Genomic DNA, 15,809 nt, shown 5'->3' on the forward strand with positions numbered 1-15,809 from the left:
GTGATGGATTATTCCCGCTTCAGCCAATTGATGATTAAAATGTATGATTGATAGTGCATTTGTCTAATTAACGCAAGAAAAAGGAGTATGACCGCCCCAGCTCCGCTATATAACAATCCAAACTTGAAAAGCGCCGTAAAAGCAGGCGGAAACAAAGTGTATTGACGAATAATACATAATGTAAGGAACATAATGAAAAACAACGGCAGATGCTGCATTTCATACGGTGCACCTTTTTTGCAAAGAAATTTTGCCAGCCATATGTGTATCCCTTCGGCTAAAATCAAGCAAAGAATCGCACAAATCACGCCCATTGCAACGGTCATTCTCTCCCTTCCTTCTTCTTAAGACTTTAAGAGCAATTCATAAAAGAAAACGTCCTGCCACTCTCCAAACTTAAAGCCGACTTCACGGAACGTCCCTGCATGGGAAAAGCCGAAGCTTTCATGAAGCTTGACGCTCACATCATTTCCTCCTGTAATACCCGCTATGATAACGTGATGCCCGGCTTCCTTGCCTAATTCCAATATGCGCTTGATCAGTTCGCGGGCAATTCCTTTTCCCCGTGCTTTTTTGTGTACATACACAGATATTTCTACAGTTTGTTTATAAGCCTCCTTTTCCCGAAACGGGGATAAGGAACAATAGCCTGCTACTTTCTCGTCCAATTCAGCAACAATCAATGGGTATATATCATTATATTTATGAAACCATTGCAATCTGTCTTCCAATGTTTTTTCTTCTAAGTCAAAGGTGGCTGTTGTATGCAAAACAGCATCGTTATATATGTCTAAAATTTGCGGCACGTCTTCTAGTACGGCTTTTCGAATCATCATGACAGTTCCTCCGTAAGCGTCTTTTCATAGCAATCTACCATTATTCCTTTTGTGGATTCCTTTTTGACAAAAAAGGAAAACCCAAGGTTCTCCCAAAAAGCTTTTGCCTTTTGATTCTGTTCAATGACTGTAAGACGCAGCTTTGTCGTTCCTTGCTCCTTTAATGCTTGCTCCAGCGTAAAATAAGCATTCGTTCCATAACCGTAGCCGCGATAGTCTCCATGAATCATCAGCAGTCCAAGCCACGGACAGCCGTCTCTTTCATTGTGCTTCATATACTCTGCAAGACCTACATATGTATCATCTGCTTTTAGAAAATACGTATGACGATTGGAATCACCGTGAAAAAACTCTTCTCGGAGCTCCTCATCCGTTCTCGCTGCACTGCCGTTTTCAAGTATATTATACTCTGGATTTGAATTCACGATTTCACGTATGATATAAAGCTGCTCCTCTGTAACCGGTTCTAACGTAAGCATATGGCCTCCACTTTCTTTTTCTTACCATGTTAATATAAATGTATAAAGCGAGACAAGTATTTATGAGCTTTATAATGAAATTAACGCTTCTCTTTGTGCCTTCGTTGTTCATAATAAGCTCCGTGAAAAAACAGAAAAAGCCCCTTCTTGAGAAGGGGCTTTTACATTATACGTTCATATAGGCATGCTTTGTCGCTTCATGAAACGCTCTCGTATCATATTTATGCTCCATATAAATTTGGTGCCATACCATAAATGATAGAACCGTCCAAATTTTACGGCTGTAATCGCCTTTTCCGGCACAATGTGCTTCGAGCAAGTTCAAAACGTATTGTTTATCAATCAAATAATCAGTCTGGCTTTCCTTAATGATTGTTACGGCCCAGTCGTACATTTCATTCTTTAGCCAGTGACGGATCGGTACAGGGAAGCCAAGTTTTTTGCGGTCCAGCACGTGATCTGGCACAATACCTTTTACCGCTTCGCGTAAAATGGCTTTTGTTGTGCCATTTGCGATTTTCAAGTCAGTCGGAAGCTTGGATGCAACATCGAACACTTCTTTATCTAAGAATGGAACGCGCAGCTCCAAGGAATGCGCCATTGTCATTTTGTCCGCTTTCACAAGGATATCACCGCGCAGCCACGTAAACATATCAATGTACTGCATCTTGCTCACATCATCATAAGAACGGATTTCATTGTACAACGGCTTCGTAATATCCATGTAGTTTACATCATTGCTGTAGTGCTCCATAAGCGCCGCTTTTTCATCTTCTCTGAAGATTTTCGCGTTTCCGTAATAACGCTCTTCGATCGGCGTACAGCCGCGCTCAAGGAAGCTCTTCCCTTTGAAGCCTTCCTGCAATGCGCCGCTCAGCGCTTTCAGAACGCGTTTGCCTGGTGACGGAATGTATTGGAACATCTTCAAAGAATTTGGCTCACGATAAATATTATAGCCGCCGAACAGCTCATCTGATCCTTCACCGGACAGCACAACTGTTACGTGCTTGCGCGCTTCCTTTGCTACGAAGTATAAAGGAACAGCGGCAGGATCTGCCAATGGATCGTCCATATGCCACATAATTTTCGGGAATTCATTCATGAACTCTTCCGGTGTTACGAGCACGCTGTAGTTCTTGACATCGAGCTTGTCTGCCGTTTCTTTCGCTACATCTACCTCACTGAAGCCTTCACGCTCAAAGCCGACGGAGAACGTAAGTAAATTCGGATTAAACTCTTTTGCAATAGATACAACGATAGAAGAGTCGATACCGCCGGATAAGAAGGATCCGACCGGAACGTCGCTTCGCATATGCACTTTTACAGAATCGTATAATACGTCGCGAATCTTTTGAATATGTTCCTCTTTTGTCGCGTTAGAAGCCTTGAAATACGGCTTCCAATAACGATGGAAGGAAATCGCTTTGCCCGGTTCCTTTACGAAGTAGTGACCCGGTTCAACTTTGTTAATGTCCGCAGTCAATGACGCAGGCTCCGGTGCGTATTGATAAGTAAAATAGTGTTGTAAAGACGCAGGGTTTACGCCTTTATCTTCCAATGCATGCAGGATGCTTTTCTTTTCAGATGCAAAATAAATCGCATCTTCTTCCTGCGCAACGAATAACGGCTTAATACCGAAATGATCGCGTGCGCCGAATAAACGTTTTTCTTCACGATCCCAGATCATGAATGCAAACATACCGCGCAAGTAGTCCACGCACTTTTCTTTCATGTGTGCATACAAAGCGACAATTACTTCTGTATCTGATTGTGTCGCAAATGTTGCGCCTTTTTCCAACAGCATTTCACGAAGCTCTACATAGTTATAAATTTCACCATTAAAAATAATCACATATCGTTCGTTTTCATATGTCAACGGCTGATGTCCCGCTTCTATGTCAATAATGCTCAAGCGGCGGAAGCCAAATTGTACATGTTCATCGCGGAAATATCCTTCATCATCCGGTCCGCGGTGGAAAATAATTGAATTCATCGCTTCAAACTGCCCGATATCTTCAGTTGAAAGTTCTCTAGGCTTCTCGTATAAGCAACCTACAAAGCCACACATAACTTTACCCTTCTTTCCTTATGAAATCCTTATTCATACTACTATATTGACCTTATTTATACTAGCACAAGAACGGCGAACGCGCGAGAAAAAGTAGGAAAAAATGAAATTTCTTTCAAAATTGTTCTCACGTTTAGGCATTTTTATCATATGATATCGCAGATTCAAATGAGGGAGGTATCATGATGGACGAAGAAAACCAAAAACATCCGTCTCGTTCACAAATCAAAAGCTACTTAAAACAAATTGACGACTTTTTTGAGCAAACGCCGCTGCGCAATTTTATGGCAGAAATGAATCATTTTTTCCAAAAGGGGAATCGTCTTTTAACATTTCCTGTTGATTTGTATGAAGCCGGCAACGACCTTGTTGTAAAGGCAGAACTTCCAGGTGTCAATAAAAATCAAATTCAAATTGAAATTCAGGGAGAATATCTGCAAATTTCGGTACAGGACGATATTTTAGAAGAAGAGCAAAGTAAAGCGGATAATTACTATCGGCGCGAACGCTCCATTTCAGAAGCGATGCGGGTCATTAAACTTCCTTACGCTATTAATAAAAAATCTGCGAAAGCTTCTTATAAAAACGGCGTATTGGAAATTCGTGCTCCAAAAATTGCAGTAAAAAGCGATATATTGACAATTGAATAAAACAGACAGCACCTAGCCAGTGGAGCTGAACATATCTTCAGAGTTTCTTACAATATAAGAAATAGAGATGCGGCGTTTCGCCGCATCTCTATTTTGTTAACCGTTCAATATCACGAATTATATCTTCATACGGAGTATTGCTGACTCCGCTGTATTTTTTTACCACTTTTCCGTCTTTGTCAACAAGGAAAAATGATGTTCCATGCACCACTTGGTTAGACGTGTCCGGTTTATCAACAAATGTGCGGAAGTTTTTCTTTGCAAAACGTTCAATTTCCTCCTGGGAATATCCAGTTAAGAAATTCCAATTTTTCCGATCGGCTGAAAATTTATCGGCAAACATTTGCAATGCTTGAGGATTATCCACTTGCGGATCTACGCTGAATGATACAAAATGGACGTCCAAATTTTTTTCTTTTGCCATCTTTTGAAGACGGGCTAAATTTGCTGTCATAGGGGGACATACGGTTGTACAGCTTGTAAAAATAAAATCTGCAACCCAGACTTTTCCCTTAAGCTCTTTTGATCCGTACGGCTTTCCATCTTGGTTTGTATATTGAAAATCTTCCGTATCCCAGTTTAGAGGATTGCGGACCTTAGACCCCGCATCGCATCCTGCTGCCAGGACAAGAAGCACGGCGAAGAGTATCGCTAGACTTCGATTACGTTTCATGCTAGAACTCCTTTTCTGCAAAATTGCACTACTATTGTACCAAAACTGCTTATGAAACAAAAACATTTATCTCTCTTGACACAAATTCGTTAATTTTTCAACAGCTTCGTTCCCATCAAACGTACTATACCAACGATGGTCATCTTCATCCAATATGCGATAATGTTGACTGATTATATTTTGCTGGAGACGAAATCCCCCCATCCTCTCTACTTCTTTCCACCATACTTTTCCTCCAAGCGTTCGTTCCTTTCGATATTCTACATGGTCACGGGCAATTGTTGTAACAGTCTCAAGCGCATCGCCCCCAAAAGAAGAACGTAAAATCTCGCTTTCGCGAAATAAGGCGCATACAGCAACGACGATTGTCCAAGAAGGCTGCACTCGCTCCTTTTCAATTTGTACAAGCGTTTTTTTAGAAATGCCGAGAATCTCCGACATCTTTTCTTGCGTATAGCCGCTTTCAATCCGAACCAATTTCATTTTTTTTGCCAGAAAAGCAGTTGCTTCTTCTTTCTTCATATGTAGCACCTCAAATTTTATGTAAAAATTACCTTGTTGTAATTTTACACTTTTTTAATACTTAGTCAATTCATTTTACTTCTTCCGAGCCCGTTCTTTGTATACAATTGAAATTAGGAAATAACTTATATGAGAGGTGATATGGGCAGTGGTAAAACAATTTGAAAATATGGATCAAGTGAAAACAAAAAAATCCATGAGGGAATATATGCGCTGGAGAAAAGAGAGCAATAAAAAAAAGAAAGATTTCACTTTCCTTGTAGAGCAATCACCTCTCAAACAAATTGAATTTTTACGAGAAAACAAGGCAAAAACAACTGTAACATGGATCGGTCATGCGACCTTTCTTATTCAAACAAACGGACTTAACATATTGACGGATCCGGTGTGGTCACAAAATTTAAAAATCGTCCCGAGACTGACACAGCCTGGTCTTCAATTAGCTGAATTGCCTTCTATTGATGTCGTCCTTATTTCTCACGGACACTATGATCATTTGGATTTTGCGACGCTGCGCAAACTCAATTCAAATATATTATATCTTGTTCCAAGCGGAATGAAACAACTGTTCAAACGCAAAGGCTTTCCGCGGGTAGAGGAGTTTAATTGGTGGGAAGAGACGGCAGTAGACGAAGTGTCCTTTCACTTTGTCCCTGCCCAGCATTGGACGCGCCGCACGTTATTTGACATGAACCGTTCCCATTGGGGCGGCTGGGTAATTGAAAATAAAAAGCTGAAGGAAGCGGTGTATTTTTGTGGAGACAGCGGCTATTTCCGGGGATTTAACGATATCAAAGAACGCTTTTCCATTGATATTGCCCTTATGCCGATTGGCGCATACGAACCGGAATGGTTTATGAAAGAAGTTCATATGACACCGGAAGAAGCTGTGCAAGCGTACTTGGATCTTCAGGCTGTACATTTCATACCGATGCATTACGGTTCGTTTGCATTGGCTGATGAAACGCCAAAAGAAGCGTTGGAGCGCCTGCAGGACAATTGGAATTTACGTATGCTGCCGCGGGAGCATCTGCACATTTTATTTCTTGGTCAAACCTTTGCACTAGAGACAGCACAAAAAGCTGTTATAAAAAAAGAAGCGGAAAACGCATTATAGATGTATAACATATAAGCCCTCCTGAACATTCTATATAGAAAAGACATTCAGGAGGGTTTATATGTTTCATAATTTACCGCCTTACATCCAAAAGCGATTTTATATGAGTGCCGCAGCTTTGACCTCCCTTGCCGTTTCCTACTTTTTTATTAATTAAGTACACCTGAGCGTGCAATTTTCGTTTTCACATGAATTCGAAACTTTGCTTTCGGATACAGATTTTGATACCATGCCTTTTCCGTTAACGTTAAATGCCGGATGGTTGTGTCATAAACGACGCCGAATCCCATAGGATCCACTTTATACTTTTGCATTTTCTTGATCTCTTTGGCTAATTCCTTTTCCATCTTAGCGCTAATTGCCTTCTCAAATGCTTCATACACGCCGGGCTTTTCCAAACTGATGGGCTGGCTGAGTGCAGCAATATTGGCTGTTACATGAACATCCACATCGAATACAGGATCCTTCTGCTTTACCAATTTGACTTTCCGCTTAGCCTTTATTTGCTGAAGGTTCACAAATAAAGGCCCAGGATCCGCTTTTTCTGTGTAAAACTTTTTCATTGCGCTATTGGGAATTTCAATATCTGTTTGTCCCGATCCTTTATAACCGTCGCGTATAGCTTTGACATAAAAGGTTTCTGCGGCATTGATATCAGTAATGTACTTTCCTCTAAACATCAAAGCTGCTCCATCAATCAAAACGAAGTCCCGCCGTTTTTCCAGAAACGGTAAAACCGGGTCTTTCCCCACTTGAAGATAATCCCGTAAAAATTCTTGCACTGTACAAGATATCATACTTTCTCCATCGATGTTTTGCCGTATCATCTTATACAAGTACGTTCCCATGTTTTTCGAGTGCTCTTCGGCTTTTGTCTGAAAGAGAATGTCCTTCGCTGTTGTTTCGCTAATCGCTAAGTACATGTTCGTTTGTGTCGCCGCATCGCGCTTTAAGGTTTGAACCTGGCGGATAATTCCTTCTTCTTTTGCATACGATTTTCCATATACAGCCACACGCAGCTGCCCGGTAACCAATTTGTCGCTCGTTTCAAGGTTCATAAATTTAAAAAGACCTTGGCTTGTATTCGCTGTGCTCTCCAATTGCGCTGCTACATCCTCAGGCTTGGAACCGAAATGGTGCATTACAAGAGTCCCCTTGATGTTATCCCCCTCTCCTTTATCCACTCCGATAGCCGTAGCCAATCCTAAGGTTTCAAGCGGACGTTTTTTAATGACACACCCAGCGGAAAGAAATACAACAAGACATATGGATACGATAAAAGAAATACGTTTTCTCATTGTTTTTGCCTCTTCTTTCGAATAGTTTGAATAAGCCAAGAAAGAGCAAATAATACGATCGGATAAATGAAAGAAGCATATAAGGATACAACGCTAAATAAATCTGTATATTTCGAAATTTGACTGTAAGTTTTAAACAGCAGTGAAATAGCAAGAATGCATCCGCAAAGAACATAAAGCGCAATCGTTTGTTTCACAGATGTGACCTTCTTAACTCCTTTCGACACGACCCAAAGCAAAACGCTTATATTGGGCAATAAAATTAAAAGCATTAAAGAAATGGTGATCATTTCGAATTGCTCCAAAAACGGAAAACTTACCGCTTTATATAGATTCAAAGTTGGCCATATTGTTTTGAGGAGTCCTGTGCCTGAATAAAAGCCGACAGTTAAAAAAGTCGTATATAAATAAAGCACATTCGTAAGAAAAATTGACCATTGCGAATAACGATGAACTGTCTTTTTTTCACTCGCATAAGGGTATAGAAAATACAACAATTCAAAACCAGTCAATGAAAATGACATGTGGTAAGTGCCCATGGCAAGTTGTTTTGGGCTCGCTTCCAAAATCGGTAAAAAATGTTGCGGCTCAAAATATGTAAGTGTTTGTGCAAGCACGAGGAACACCCACTCTGTTAAAAGAAAGCTCATTAAGCAAACCCCTAAAACAATCCGAATACCGCCGCGTACCGCATAAATAACAAGTATCAACAGCATAACCGCAATGAGCCAAATGGGGTAATCCGGCATTAAATACTCGCTGGCAAAAGCGTAATAATTGATAATATACGTAATCGTGTAGCTAAATAAACATCCCATATACAATATGTTTAAGCCATTGCCTATCCACTTTCCAAACAGATGAACGTGAATATCAAACAAATCCATATTGTCGAAACGCTTTAATGTTTGAACGATAATTAGAATTAAAAGATGGGCGATTCCGCCTGCCAAAATAACGGCTATCCAGGAATCCTGTTTTGCATGTTTAAAAACAAAACGCGCAAAGCCTGTAATTCCTACCCCTATTTGCAGCGTATGTATAACGACAAGCAATAGGGCACTCGGAAACATGAGATGCTTTGGAATAGTCTTTTCCATAAAAACTCCCTACTCATCAATATCTTTTTTCTTTGGCTTCTTTGGTACTTTCTTTTTTATTTCATCCTGCGGTTCATTGTATCCTGATCGGCTTGTATTGTAACGCTGAGGAATCCGAATGATACTTTGTCCGAAATCCTTAAAATGCCATGGATAAATAGGAGCTAAATATGGACGATTTAAACTTGTGGTCTTTAGTAAATGAATGACAACAAAGGAGAGACCAAATATTAAACCGATTCCTCCCGCAATTCCCGAAACAATAATAATCGGGAATCGAATTACCCGAATGACTGTACCCATTACATAGTTAGGAGCCGTAAAGGAAGCAAGTGCACTGAGTGCAACTACAATGATTAAGATGTTGCTCGTAAAGCCCGCCTGTACAGCTGCTTGCCCGATTACGATACCGCCTACAATACCAATCGTTTGCCCGATTTTTGTCGGCAATCGCGCTCCCGCTTCCCTTAAAAGCTCAATTAAACCTTCCAACAACAAGGCTTCCATGACGGGTGGAAACGGTACGTTAGAACGTGACTGTCCAATAGAGACTAGTAAAGCAGATGGGATAATTTCATAATGATATGTTAAAGTAGCCACATAAAATGGCGTGAATGTAACCGAAATGAACATAGCAATGAAACGGAGCAATCGCAAAAATGTACTGACATTCCAGCTGAAATACAAATCTTCCGTCGATTCAAAGAAACTAAAAAATGTAACCGGTCCAATGAGAGCCAGCGGACTTCCGCTCATGAGTACTGCTACCTTACCGCTCATAACAGAATAGGATACACGCTGCGGCAGCTCTGTCATAAACAGCTGAGGAAACAAAGAAAACTCATTTTCCTCAATCATATGAGCCAATACCGAACTGTCAATTATATCATCCATATCGAGTTCAGAGATTCGCTCACGGAAAGCTTGCACATTCTCTTCGTCCGCAATTCCTTTCATATAGACAATTCGGACTTCCTTCGGAGCCCGTCTTCCAACCGTCATCGATTCCATAATCAAATCTTCATTTTTTATAATCTGACGAAGAACCTGTGCATTCGTTTCAATAGATTCTGTAAACTCCTGCTTCGGTCCAAGCACAGTCGCTTCATTCAAGGATTGAAACACACTTCTATATTGAGGCTGCGATATGTTAAACAATACCCCGTCATCTTGACCATTAATATGAATGAATACCCATCCGTCCAAGAGATTCATACAAATGTCATTTATATCGTTGCTGACTTGAATCCGGTTGATTGGGACAGCTTGTTTCAACATATTATTTGTCAACATCTCATCCGGCAGTTTCAGAAGTTTCTCTATCACGTCTTCATTCAGCGCCTGCTCATTTACAGCTCCCTTTATGAAAAAGAGCGTGATATCCTGTTGGTTTTTGAAGATTGTTCTTGTCTGCAAATCTGGATTTTCATTCATCGCCTCTTGTATTTGCTGACGAAGCTCGAAGTTTGCGGCGCTTGCCGCGATATGCTGCTGAGCCTTCTCTTTTTCTTCGCCCTTGCTTTGCTCATCTGTCTGTTTCTGACTTTGCGGATCGTTCTGTTTGCTTTCTTTTTTGCTCGGTTTTTGATTTTTTTGGCCGCTTTTTTTCTGTTCTTGATACACTTCTTCCCGCTTCTCGGACTTCGCCAACTCAGTTACATTTTGGCCATGCTGTGTGTCCTTTTCTTTTTTACGCTTTTTTCGAAAAAACATAATCCCATTCCTCATTTTGTTTTTTCTTATATTTCCCACACACTGCAGATTTAACCATTTTCTGACATGAAAAAAGAGAGGTTTCCCTCTCTTACTCAGCAAAGTACGTAAAGCCTATAGCTCCGACTCCTGTATGCGTACTGATAACTGGTGTTGTATAAAAAATTTGCGTATCTTTAAATCCGCTGACTTTCTCGATAGCTTCTTTTAAGCTTTCGGCCAGAGGAAGTGCTTTTATGTGCGGAATGCTTACTGCTTTTATTGTTTTGTCTGCTGTATCCTGCTCGAAGATCTTAGCTAAGGTTTTCACTACTTGTCCGTGACTGCGCACTTTTGTAACCGGGGTATATACGCCATCTGCAAGGTTGGCAATTGGTTTAATATTAAGCAAGGAACCTATCAGCGCTTTACCGCGTCCAATGCGTCCGCCTTTCACAAGATTTTCAAGCGTATCTACTACAACGTAAAGGTAGGAGTTCTTCCGTACTTCTTCGACACGTGCCAGGATTTCCTCCATAGTTCGGCCCTCACTTACCATCTTAGCAGCTTCAATGACCTGATACGCCATAGCATGGCTTATAAACATGGAATCTACCACCGTTACCTTTGTTTCTGTCATAGTAGCGGCACTTCTCGCTGTGCTGGCCGTACCGCTCATACCGCCCGTCATATGAATGGCAAGAACTTCGCTTCCATCTTCTCCCAAGCGGTCATACAGCTCTACAAATGCTCCGACTGCCGGTTGAGATGTTTTCGGAAGTTCTTTCGCTTTTTGCATTTTCTCAATAAATTCAACTGGTGTAATATCAACGCGATCCAAATACGTTTCATCATCAATCGTAATGGACAACGGAATCATATGAATATCATATTGTTGTAACATTTCTTGAGATAAATCTACCGTAGAATCTGTCACAATCTTAATTTTTGTCATGATTTTTCGTCCCTTTCCAATACACTCTCCTTGTTATTATACAAGTATTTACAGCGCTTTCAACTGTCACTTCTTATTTTCGACAAACCACTACTTCTCCGCGCGAAAAAGGGCAGAATGAAGATTCTGCCCTTTTTCACTATGCGTTTTTCTCAAGAGAGTTGATTTCATACACATTCGAGTAATCGGGCCATCTCATGGAATTGCGCAAATACTCCCGAAACGAGTACGAAAATCTCGGATTATTTTGCTTTTGAATTTTGGAGACAAACAAATGAAGGCGCGACTGAATTTGAAATGTTAAAGGATGCTGTGATTCTAATACGGGAATTTCTACAATCTTAATGCACTTTCCAGAATGGTGAGTGAAATAGAAACTTTTCATAATCACGATATCAATCCTCTTTTTTGTGGAGTTAAGTTTAGTATAAATAGAAAAGCTTGAAAAGTTTGTCTAAATTTCGGAGAATCATCAAATTTTTCTATTTTTCTTATTGTATGCGCTTTCTACTATAGTATAACAAAGAAAGAAAAAAGTGCCTACTCCGATGAGGCACTTTCTGCTAAATCTTCCGCTTCTCGTTTCATTTTTCGTTTATATACAATTTTAGAAAGAGAGATACTCAGCTCGTAAATAAATAAAAGCGGAATCGCAACGGAAAAATCAGAAATAAAATCAGGCGGTGTAATACATACAGCTATTACAATTAAAATAAAATACGCATACCGTCTTATTTTTTGCAGAGCAACAGGATTTAAAATACCGATACTCGTCAAAAACATAGCTACCACCGGCAGTTCAAATAATACGGCAAACGGAACGGTCATATTCATCACAAATTCAAAATACTTCTCTGTTGTAAACATCGTCTGAAACATTTCGTCCCCAAGACTTACTAAGAATTTGAATACAAACGGTAAAATAACAAAATAACCGAAACAAAGACCTCCGATAAATAACAAAAATAATGCCGGTATATATAATAGCGTCATCTTTTGCTCATGAGGCATGAGCGCAGGTCTGACAAAAAGCCAGATTTGAATTGCGGCGATGGGAATCGTGCAAACAATAGAAAATACCCCTGCAATTACAAAATAAATCCATAAAATATCGCTCGGTCCTAAAACCGTTAATTTCACTTCTAAATCCTTTACAAGGACGCCGTAAATATCCTTTGTATAAATAAATCCAACTGCAAGAAAACCGAGAAACGCCAGCATTGTAATAATTAAACGTTTACGGAGCTCGCTTAAATGCTCAACTACACTCATCTCTTGATCCATTATGTCACCACATTCCCGCTTGCTGTTCTGAAAAAAAAGATGCAAGAGAATTGCTCCGCTTACATCCTTTTAGACGCTTATTTTTTTTCTTTTGTTTCCAATACATCATCGCTTAAATCTTTTGTTGATTTTTTAAATTCTTTTAGCGTTTCTCCAAAAGCTTTTCCAATTTCCGGAAGCTTCTTCGGGCCGAATACGATTAATGCGATAAGTAAAATTAAAATCAAGCCTGGAAACCCAATGTTCGGCATACTGCATCCTCCTTAAATAGGTGTTAAGCCTGTATGGACAAAACCCCTTCCTTACTCTTTCATTTTGGCAAAAAAGTAAGCAATCGTCAACGCATTGCAGCACTTTGACACAAAAATTTGAAATTTATTTCTTTTATAATTGTATCATTTTCGAATTCATCTGAGCTATGATGTTTTTCTGCATATTATTTTACGTGCTGCTGGCAGCATAAAAAGACCGCCTCTTGTAGAGGCGGCCTTTTTATGTCAACTTAGACGCAATAACATTCTTGGTATGCTCAGCTAAGTCTTTCAAATCCAGATTCTTATACTGCTCTTCATAAATCGGCTTTGATACCGTTAGCGTAACATGTGCCGGCTTCACTTTATTGCCGTTTGCTTCTAAAATATTGTACGTTCCATCTACCGTTACAGGCAAAATCGGTACGCCTGACTTCATAGCTAAATGAAAGCTGCCTGTTTTGAACTCCCCCATCTCTTTTCCTTTACTGCGTGTTCCTTCAGGGAAAATAACGAGAGAATGTCCATCCTTGAGCAGCTGAATACCCTCTCTAATCGCTTGCAGCGATTGACGGCGGTCGCTCCGGTCCATGAATACGCAGTTCATCAATTCCATCCATGGCGCCACAATCGGAATCTTTTTGATTTCGGCTTTCGAAATGAAGCCGATCGGTTTGTTCAGATATCCCATGAGTACAGGAATATCAAAGTTGCTTTGGTGATTGCACACAACAAGTACAGCCCGATCTTGCGGCATATGTTCAAGCCCCTTCACTTCTACAGTCGAACCTGATATACCGACCATTCGTTTTCCGAAAAAGTCCGGTGTTTTATGTACTAAGCGATCTTTTTCCTCCGGCGGCAAGGTTGGCGGCAGCTTCTTCATTCTGAAAAGCCTCGGTGTGATCCTCAGTAAAAGAAAAAGAAGATAAATTGCAGTAAAAATAGTCCGAATCATACAAGACCCCCATCTAAAATACATTCGCTTTTCATTATACAAGACATAGATGAGAAAAAGAAGAAAAAACAAAAGTGCCTCCTCAGGCACTTTTGTTTTTTCTTCTATATAGTCGCTTTGACAAACAGCAGCTGTGCCATCATCTAGCCCCCCGAAGGTTCACGAAGTCGATGGTCAATATCTTTTGTACTTAGAAGCGCTTTGCTGCTTCACGTGCTGCTTCGATTGCTGTTTCTTTAATTTCCGCTGCTTTATCAGAAAACGCTGCCATTCCTTCAACAGGAAGATACGCTACATCTGTTACACCCCAAAATGCAAGAACCGCTTGCAAGTGGTTACGGCCAAAGTCCATTGCAGCTGCAGGACCGTCGGAGTAAATACCGCCAGTTGCTTGAATATGAATTGCTTTTTTGCCTTCCAACAAGCCAACAGGACCGTTTTCTGTATACTTAAACGTTTTGCCGGCCATAGACAAGTTATCAATGTAAGCTTTCACAACTGGAGGATAGCTGAAGTTCCACATTGGCGTTGCGAAAACGTAACGATCCGCATGGATGAATTGCTCTAGGTTCGCATTCATAGCAGCTACTTTTGCTTGTTGGCTTGCGCTTAATTCTTCAAAAGCAACGCCGCCGGCAAGCTTGCCCCATGCTTCCATTACTTCCCCGTCAATCATTGGAACGCTTGTTTCAAATAAGTCAACCGTTACAACTTCATCAGCTGGATTTGCTTCTTTGTAAGATGCAATAAACGCCTCTGCAACAGCTTTACTGAATGATACCTCGGATGTGTTTGGATTTGCTGTGATAAGTAATACTTGTTTCATTTCGTTCCTCTCCTTTATATCTCGCATTAACAAGTCTTTAATCCAAGATTATTTTTAAAAAAATGATTAACTTACATTACGTAAGTAAGTATATAAAAATACATTTAAAGTGTCAACAGAAAACTATGCATTTTATTTTGATTTTTTTAGTTACATTTTTGTTACATCTACCTTTACGGTTCAGAATTTTTCGACATTTTATGTCTTTCTTCAACTTTTAAATATTTTGTTATATTACACACATATTTCTTTACTAACAAACACGTAACAGTTCTGTGACTTTGCTTGCTCGACTATGTTACAACGCATATCCTTAATATAACATTAACATCGAACCCGTAAATACTGATAAAAGGTGATGCTATTGCGTATTGTAAAGCGGTTTATGTCGATTCAAATGATTCCGCCGTTGCTTGTTGCAGCGGGGTTCGGAGGAACGACGGTAAGCGTTCATAGTCAATATCAGGAAGCAAAACAGCAACACCACGAAGTGCAGAAAGAAATGCAGATGAAAAACGAAGGACTCCAAAAGAAAGTGCAAGAATTGGAGCAAAAAACGGAACAGATGCAAACTTCGATGCAGCAAAAAGATGTGGAACTGCAACAAAAAGATGCAGAACTCCAACAAACAAAACAGCAACTGCAAGATACGGAGCATAGAATGGCGGAATCCGGCGTGGATCTTCCGTCTCGGAGCAATGAAGCAGCTGCAGGACGCACCGTATATGTAAAAGCGACCGCCTATTCTGCGGACCCTGCTGAAAATGGGGGAACATATAACGGAGAAGTCCTAACAAAAACCGGGTTTAGTTTAACAGATAACCCGAATGCTAAAGTGATTGCCGTTGACCCTAATGTCATTCCGATTGGAAGTACAGTATGGGTAGAGGGATACGGCTATGCAAAAGCACTGGATACGGGCAGTGCTATTCAAGGAAATCGCATTGATGTTTTTATAAATGATAAGGAAAAAATGCATGATTGGGGCGTGCGTAATATACAAGTCCGTATTTTAACGGAAGGTCAGTAATGCCCCGCACTTCAAGGCAAATTGCTTCTTTATATATAGGAAAAACCCTGCTTTTTGCAGGGTTTTTTAT

The 15,809-nt window shown here is 40.3% G+C and carries 18 protein-coding genes; 3 read left to right on the forward strand and 15 right to left on the reverse strand.

Translation table 11 applies throughout. From position 1 onward, the window contains the following. Window positions 1-8: 8 nt before the first annotated feature. The 4 genes from H540_RS0104675 to asnB all read right to left on the reverse strand — a co-directional run bounded on the left by H540_RS0104675 (window position 9) and on the right by asnB (window position 3,383). Window positions 9-326: a hypothetical protein gene (locus tag H540_RS0104675; RefSeq protein WP_028399637.1), complete on the reverse strand. Its 318-nt coding sequence runs from the start codon at window positions 324-326 to the stop codon at window positions 9-11. Between the two features lie 18 nt (window positions 327-344). Continuing rightward, window positions 345-836: a GNAT family N-acetyltransferase gene (locus H540_RS0104680; RefSeq protein WP_028399638.1), complete on the reverse strand. Its 492-nt coding sequence runs from the start codon at window positions 834-836 to the stop codon at window positions 345-347. Next, window positions 833-1,315: a GNAT family N-acetyltransferase gene (locus tag H540_RS0104685; protein ID WP_028399639.1), complete on the reverse strand. Its 483-nt coding sequence runs from the start codon at window positions 1,313-1,315 to the stop codon at window positions 833-835. The genes H540_RS0104680 and H540_RS0104685 overlap by 4 nt, the downstream gene beginning before the upstream one ends. Window positions 1,316-1,481: 166 nt before the next feature. Next, on the reverse strand, window positions 1,482-3,383 hold the full coding sequence (gene asnB, locus H540_RS0104690; RefSeq protein WP_028399640.1) for an asparagine synthase (glutamine-hydrolyzing): 1,902 nt from the start codon (window positions 3,381-3,383) through the stop codon (window positions 1,482-1,484). A 185-nt stretch (window positions 3,384-3,568) separates the two neighbouring features. Between asnB and H540_RS0104695 the strand changes: the two genes are divergently transcribed. After that, on the forward strand, window positions 3,569-4,033 hold the full coding sequence (locus H540_RS0104695; protein WP_028399641.1) for an Hsp20/alpha crystallin family protein: 465 nt from the start codon (window positions 3,569-3,571) through the stop codon (window positions 4,031-4,033). 88 nt (window positions 4,034-4,121) lie between these two features. On the opposite strand, the gene H540_RS0104700 is transcribed toward H540_RS0104695, so the two are convergent. Further along, complete coding sequence (locus tag H540_RS0104700; protein WP_028399642.1) at window positions 4,122-4,706, reverse strand: SCO family protein; 585 nt, start codon at window positions 4,704-4,706, stop codon at window positions 4,122-4,124. 66 nt (window positions 4,707-4,772) lie between these two features. Further along, window positions 4,773-5,228: a helix-turn-helix transcriptional regulator gene (locus H540_RS0104705; protein ID WP_028399643.1), complete on the reverse strand. Its 456-nt coding sequence runs from the start codon at window positions 5,226-5,228 to the stop codon at window positions 4,773-4,775. Window positions 5,229-5,376: 148 nt separating this feature from the next. Here H540_RS0104705 and H540_RS0104710 point away from each other — a divergent pair, with 148 nt between their 5' ends. Then, the gene (locus tag H540_RS0104710) at window positions 5,377-6,345 is read left to right on the forward strand and encodes an MBL fold metallo-hydrolase (protein ID WP_028399644.1); all 969 of its coding nucleotides are present in this window, start codon (window positions 5,377-5,379) and stop codon (window positions 6,343-6,345) included. A gap of 149 nt (window positions 6,346-6,494) precedes the next feature. On the opposite strand, the gene H540_RS0104720 is transcribed toward H540_RS0104710, so the two are convergent. The 9 genes from H540_RS0104720 to H540_RS0104760 all read right to left on the reverse strand — a co-directional run bounded on the left by H540_RS0104720 (window position 6,495) and on the right by H540_RS0104760 (window position 14,709). Further along, window positions 6,495-7,643 (reverse strand): Ger(x)C family spore germination protein, encoded by a 1,149-nt coding sequence (locus tag H540_RS0104720; RefSeq protein ID WP_028399645.1) that lies wholly within the window; start codon window positions 7,641-7,643, stop codon window positions 6,495-6,497. After that, window positions 7,640-8,743 (reverse strand): GerAB/ArcD/ProY family transporter, encoded by a 1,104-nt coding sequence (locus tag H540_RS0104725; protein ID WP_028399646.1) that lies wholly within the window; start codon window positions 8,741-8,743, stop codon window positions 7,640-7,642. The genes H540_RS0104720 and H540_RS0104725 overlap by 4 nt, the downstream gene beginning before the upstream one ends. Before the next feature lie 9 nt (window positions 8,744-8,752). Beyond that, window positions 8,753-10,456, reverse strand: a complete 1,704-nt coding sequence (locus H540_RS0104730) for a spore germination protein (protein ID WP_081415010.1) — start codon at window positions 10,454-10,456, stop codon at window positions 8,753-8,755. 91 nt (window positions 10,457-10,547) lie between these two features. Next, entirely contained in the window at window positions 10,548-11,390 is an 843-nt protein-coding gene (locus tag H540_RS0104735) for a DegV family protein (protein WP_028399648.1), read from the reverse strand. Window positions 11,391-11,529: 139 nt separating this feature from the next. Then, entirely contained in the window at window positions 11,530-11,781 is a 252-nt protein-coding gene (locus H540_RS0104740; RefSeq protein WP_028399649.1) for a DUF2535 family protein, read from the reverse strand. A 149-nt stretch (window positions 11,782-11,930) separates the two neighbouring features. After that, window positions 11,931-12,674: a twin-arginine translocase subunit TatC gene (tatC, locus tag H540_RS0104745; RefSeq protein WP_034670366.1), complete on the reverse strand. Its 744-nt coding sequence runs from the start codon at window positions 12,672-12,674 to the stop codon at window positions 11,931-11,933. Between the two features lie 77 nt (window positions 12,675-12,751). Then, entirely contained in the window at window positions 12,752-12,925 is a 174-nt protein-coding gene (tatA, locus tag H540_RS31775; protein ID WP_081415011.1) for a twin-arginine translocase TatA/TatE family subunit, read from the reverse strand. 241 nt (window positions 12,926-13,166) lie between these two features. Further along, window positions 13,167-13,883, reverse strand: a complete 717-nt coding sequence (locus tag H540_RS0104755; RefSeq protein WP_028399651.1) for a lysophospholipid acyltransferase family protein — start codon at window positions 13,881-13,883, stop codon at window positions 13,167-13,169. Between the two features lie 190 nt (window positions 13,884-14,073). After that, entirely contained in the window at window positions 14,074-14,709 is a 636-nt protein-coding gene (locus H540_RS0104760; RefSeq protein ID WP_028399652.1) for an FMN-dependent NADH-azoreductase, read from the reverse strand. A gap of 364 nt (window positions 14,710-15,073) precedes the next feature. Here H540_RS0104760 and H540_RS31315 point away from each other — a divergent pair, with 364 nt between their 5' ends. Continuing rightward, window positions 15,074-15,739, forward strand: a complete 666-nt coding sequence (locus H540_RS31315; protein ID WP_051316995.1) for a 3D domain-containing protein — start codon at window positions 15,074-15,076, stop codon at window positions 15,737-15,739. The last annotated feature ends 70 nt before the right edge of the window (window positions 15,740-15,809 follow it).

The organism is Ectobacillus panaciterrae DSM 19096, assembly GCF_000430785.1.
Taxonomy (GTDB): domain Bacteria; phylum Bacillota; class Bacilli; order Bacillales; family Bacillaceae_G; genus Ectobacillus; species Ectobacillus panaciterrae.